Annotated in this window: 5 protein-coding genes; 2 read left to right on the top strand and 3 right to left on the bottom strand. The window is 72.3% G+C overall.

Annotated elements, in window-relative coordinates:
• On the top strand, positions 1-648 hold a 648-nt coding region (locus tag G3I65_RS18565), incomplete at its 5' end, for an SDR family oxidoreductase (RefSeq protein ID WP_160697230.1).
• Between the two features lie 130 nt (positions 649-778).
• The gene (locus G3I65_RS18560; RefSeq protein WP_309235548.1) at positions 779-1,846 is read left to right on the top strand and encodes an alpha/beta fold hydrolase; all 1,068 of its coding nucleotides are present in this window, start codon (positions 779-781) and stop codon (positions 1,844-1,846) included.
• Here the strand turns inward: G3I65_RS18560 and G3I65_RS18555 are convergent.
• The 3 genes from G3I65_RS18555 to G3I65_RS18545 form a co-directional block, all read right to left on the bottom strand.
• Positions 1,824-2,402 carry a TetR/AcrR family transcriptional regulator gene (locus G3I65_RS18555; protein WP_160697228.1) on the bottom strand — a complete coding sequence of 193 codons (579 nt, stop codon included), beginning with the start codon at positions 2,400-2,402 and terminating at the stop codon, positions 1,824-1,826. The genes G3I65_RS18560 and G3I65_RS18555 overlap by 23 nt on opposite strands.
• 3 nt (positions 2,403-2,405) lie before the next feature.
• A complete protein-coding gene (gene lgt / locus G3I65_RS18550; protein WP_166640265.1) occupies positions 2,406-3,410 on the bottom strand; it encodes a prolipoprotein diacylglyceryl transferase in 1,005 nt (334 codons plus the stop codon).
• Between the two features lie 18 nt (positions 3,411-3,428).
• Positions 3,429-4,251: M20 family metallopeptidase (locus G3I65_RS18545; protein ID WP_160697226.1), on the bottom strand; the 823-nt coding region annotated here is incomplete at its 5' end.

Below are 4,251 nucleotides of genomic sequence, written 5' to 3'. Positions count from 1 at the left end.
GACGAAGTCGCCTCGCGCGTCTCGGCGGCCGGGCGCCGCGCGGTGCCCGTCCCCGGCGACCTCTCCTCCCCCGACGCCGCGGCCGCGCTGGCCGCCACGGCGGTGGCGGAGTTCGGGCGCCTCGACCTCGTGGTCAACAACGTCGGCGGTACCTACCCGCGGCCCCTGCTCGAGACCACCGCGGAGTTCCTGGAGGAAGCGTTCCGCTTCAACGTGGCGACCGCGCACGCCCTGACCGCGGCGGCGGCCCCCGCCCTGCTGGAGACGGGCGGCTCGGTCGTCAACATCTCGTCGGTGATGGGCCGCGTCTCGGGCCGCGGCTTCGCGGCGTACGGCACGGCGAAGGCGGCCCTGGCCCACTACACCCGCCTGGCGGCCGCCGACCTGGCCCCGAAGGTCCGGGTGAACGCGATCTCGGTGGGCTCGGTGGCGACGTCGGCGCTGGAGATCGTGGTGGGCAACCCGGAGCTGAAGGCCAAGATGGAGTCGGCGACCCCGCTGCACCGGATCGGCGAAGCGGAGGACATCGCGGCGACGGTGGTCTTCCTGGCCTCGCGGGCCGGCGGGTACATCACCGGCAAGATCCTCGAGGTCGACGGCGGGTTGCAGGCCCCCAACCTGGAGCTGGGCCTGCCCGACCTCGGCTGACCTGCCCCGCCTGGCAGGGCGGCGCCCGGTCATTTCTTGACTTCCAATCAAGAGGCTTCTAGCCTTCGCGTCCACCGGCTCTTGATTGTGAGTCAAGAGGGCTTACTTGAGGCAGGCGATGGAAACTTCGGTGCGGCGGGACGTGTGGTTCGAGTCCGGGGGCGTGCGGTGCGCGGCGTGGCTGTACACGCCGGCGACGGAAGGCGGGCCTCGGCCGTTGGTGGTCATGGCGCACGGGCTGGGCGCGGTGCGGGAGTGGCGGCTGGACGCGTTCGCGGAGCGGTTCGCCGCCCAGGGGTGGATGGTGCTCGTGTTCGACTACCGGTACCTGGGGGCCAGCGAAGGATCTCCGCGGCAGTTGCTCGACATCGGCGACCAGCTCGACGACTGGCGGGCCGCACTGGCCTACGGCCGGTCCCTCCCGGAGGTCGACCCGGACCGGATCGCGGTGTGGGGAACCTCGTTCGGCGGCGGGCACGTGCTGCGCATCGCGAGCGAGGACCACGACCTGGCCGCGGTGGTGGCCCAGTGCCCGTTCACCGACGGGCCGGCGTCGTTGCTCTCCCGGTTCCGGGCCGGCCCGGTGAGCATGGCCGCGCTGGTCATCGCCGCCGTGCTCGATGTCGTCGGGTCGGTTTTCGGCGCGAAGCCCGTGCTGGCTCCGGTGGTCGGTCTGTGGTGGATGCCCGCCTTCCTGGTGTCGCCCACCGCGATCACCGCGGCGTCCAAGCTGATCCCGGCGGGGTCCCGGCTCTCGCCTCGCACCGCCGGGGTCCTCACCCGGATCCCGGCCGTGGGCAAGGGATTGTCGGCGACCGTCGAGACGGGCGGGCCGCCGTTCCGCCCCGGCGACACCGCTGTCGGCCGCGACACGATCTGGGGTGTCATGACGGGCCCGGACGGTGGCGGCGACAGCGCCAACGCGATCGCGGCCCGGCTCGCGTTGCGGTTACCGCTGTACCGGCCCGGCAAAGACATGCGCAAGATCGCCGCGGCGACCCTGGTGTGCGTGTGCGACGACGACCGCGCCGCGCCCGCACGCACCACGGCCCGCCTTGCGGCCGGGCAGGACCACGTCCAGGTCAACCACTACGACGGTGACCACTTCGACATCTACGTCGGCGACCTGTTCGAGCGTGCCGTCGCGGACCAGATCCGGTTCCTCGCGGCGCGGTTCACGGCCGCGGCGGACCGGTAGCCGGCACGGCGGCGATGCCGCGGGCACTGCGCACCAACGTCTCGACGACGGCGCGATCGCCCGCGTCGTCGCCCGCGTGGGTCAGCATCCCTTCGACGACGAACACCCCGATCCGGGTCATCGCGTCCCGCTCGGTCTCCGGCACGCCCAACGCGGCCAAGTGCCACCGCAGGATCGCCTCCACCTGCGCGTGGAAGCCGTCGTGCCACACCCGCAGCGACTCCGATGCCGCGACCCTGGCGTGCACCGTCGTGATCAGCCGGTCGACCCGGCGCAACTCGGTGACCGCCCACAACAGCTGCTCGACCGGCGATCCGGCCGAGCGTTCCGCCACGCCGGCCAGGAACCGCGCGAACAGCGCGTCCAGAACGGCGACCAGTACCTCGTCCTTGTCCTTGAAGTACCAGTAGACGGTGTTGGAGGTCACCCCCGCCTCGCGCCCGATCCGCGCCACCGTCGTGGGGTCGTAGCCTTCGTCCACGAACAACCGGGTGGCCGCGGCGACGATCTCACCGCGCTTCTCTTCCCGGTCCTGCGGACGTCGGTTACGGGGCATCCCTCAGCTGTCGCCGGTCTTCTTCGGTTCCTCGGCCGGTGCGTCCTCCGAGGCCGGCGTCTCGGGGGCGTCGGCCGTCACCTTCGCGTGCTCCGGCTCCTCGGCGGTCACGGGGGTCTCGTCCGGGCCGGGCGCGTCCTTGCTCACCAGCGTCTCCGGCAGCTCCCGCGGCCCCCGCTTGCCGGCGAGCACGAAGTACACCACCGCCGCGACGAACAGCAGGATCGACGTCCACACGTTCACCCGCAGGCCGAGGATGTGGTTCGCGGTGTCGGTCCGCATCATCTCGATCCAGCCGCGGCCCACCGTGTAGCCCGCGACGTACAGCGCGAACGCCCGCCCGTGGCCGAGCTTGAACTTGCGGTCCGCCCAGACGACCAGCAGCGCGACCAGCAGGTTCCAGATCAGCTCGTACAGGAAGGTCGGGTGCACCGGGCTCTCCGGCAGCGGGATGTGCCCCGTCGCGACGCCGTTGAGCAGGTTGTCCGGGTCCTCCGGGTTGAAGCGCTGGTAGACCTCCAGGCCCCACGGCAGGTCGGTGTGCGCGCCGTAGAGCTCCTGGTTGAAGTAGTTGCCGATGCGGCCGATGGCCTGCGCGACGACGATGCCCGGGGCGATCGCGTCCGCCATCGCCGGCAGCGGGATGCCTTTGCGGCGGCAGGCGATGAGCGCGCCGACCGCGCCGAGGGCGATGGCGCCCCAGATGCCGAGGCCGCCGTCCCAGATCGCGAACGCGTTCCAGGGGTTCTTGCCCTCGGTGAAGTACAGCTCGGGGTCGGTGATCACGTGGTACAACCGGCCGCCGACCAGGCCGAACGGCACCGCGAACACCGCGACGTCGATCACCGTGCCCTTGGTGCCGCCACGGGCCGCCCAGCGCCGCTCGCCCCACCAGATCGCCACGATGATGCCGGCGATGATGCACAGGGCGTACGCGCGGAGCGGGATCGGTCCCAGGTGCCAGACCCCCCGGTCGGGACTGGGGATCGTCGCGAGGTAGGCGCTCATCACGCGGCCACCGTAGCGCTAAGGCGCCGGAGCATCCAAGGCGGCCAGGTACCCCGCCACCAGCGCGTGCGCGACCTGGGTGACGGCTTCGTCACGCGGGAGGAAGCGTTCGTCGTGCAGGCTGGGCACGCCCGCGGTGTCGCCGAGGCCGACGAACAGCATCAGGCCGCGGGTCGCGCCGCCGCAGTAGTGGGCGAAATCGTCGGCGCCGAACGACCGGAACTTGTCGTCGACGCCGAAGCCGGCGTGCCGGAGCCAGCCCTGCGCGCCCACCGCCAGCCCGGCGTCGTTGTCCAGCACCGGCTCGCAGGGGCTGATCTCCAGCTCGGCGGTGCAGCCGTACGCCTTCGCGGTGCCGTGCACGATGTCCGCGAGATCCCGGAGCGCCTTCTCACGGTCCTTTTCGCGCATCACCCGCAGCGAGCCGAACGCGGTCGCGCTGTTCGGGACGACATTGGCCGCCGTGCCGGCCTGAATCCGTCCGATCGAGCAGACCGCGCCGAACACCGGGTCGATCCGCCGCGACGCGAGCTGCTGCAGGCTCACGACCAGCTGCGCCAGCGCCAGGATCGGGTCGCGCAGCAGGTGCGGGTAGCCGGCGTGACCGCCCTGACCCTCCAGCGTCACCTCGAACTCGTCGGTGGACGCGTTCACCGGGCCCGGCACCGCGGCGACGACGCCGTGCGCGATCCGCGGCTGGACGTGCGCGCCGATCACCGCCTCGACGCCGTGGGCGGCCAGCACGCCGGACTCGACGACGTCGAGCGCGCCCGGCGGCGAAGTCTCCTCCCGCGGCTGCAGCAGCGCCAGGATGGGCCGCGGGACACCGACGCGGACCGCC

This window comes from Amycolatopsis sp. SID8362 (assembly GCF_010550475.1).
GTDB lineage: Bacteria > Actinomycetota > Actinomycetes > Mycobacteriales > Pseudonocardiaceae > Amycolatopsis > Amycolatopsis eburnea.
The sequence above is the reverse complement of the archived record's forward strand: the minus strand, read 5'-3'. Positions and strand labels throughout refer to the sequence as shown.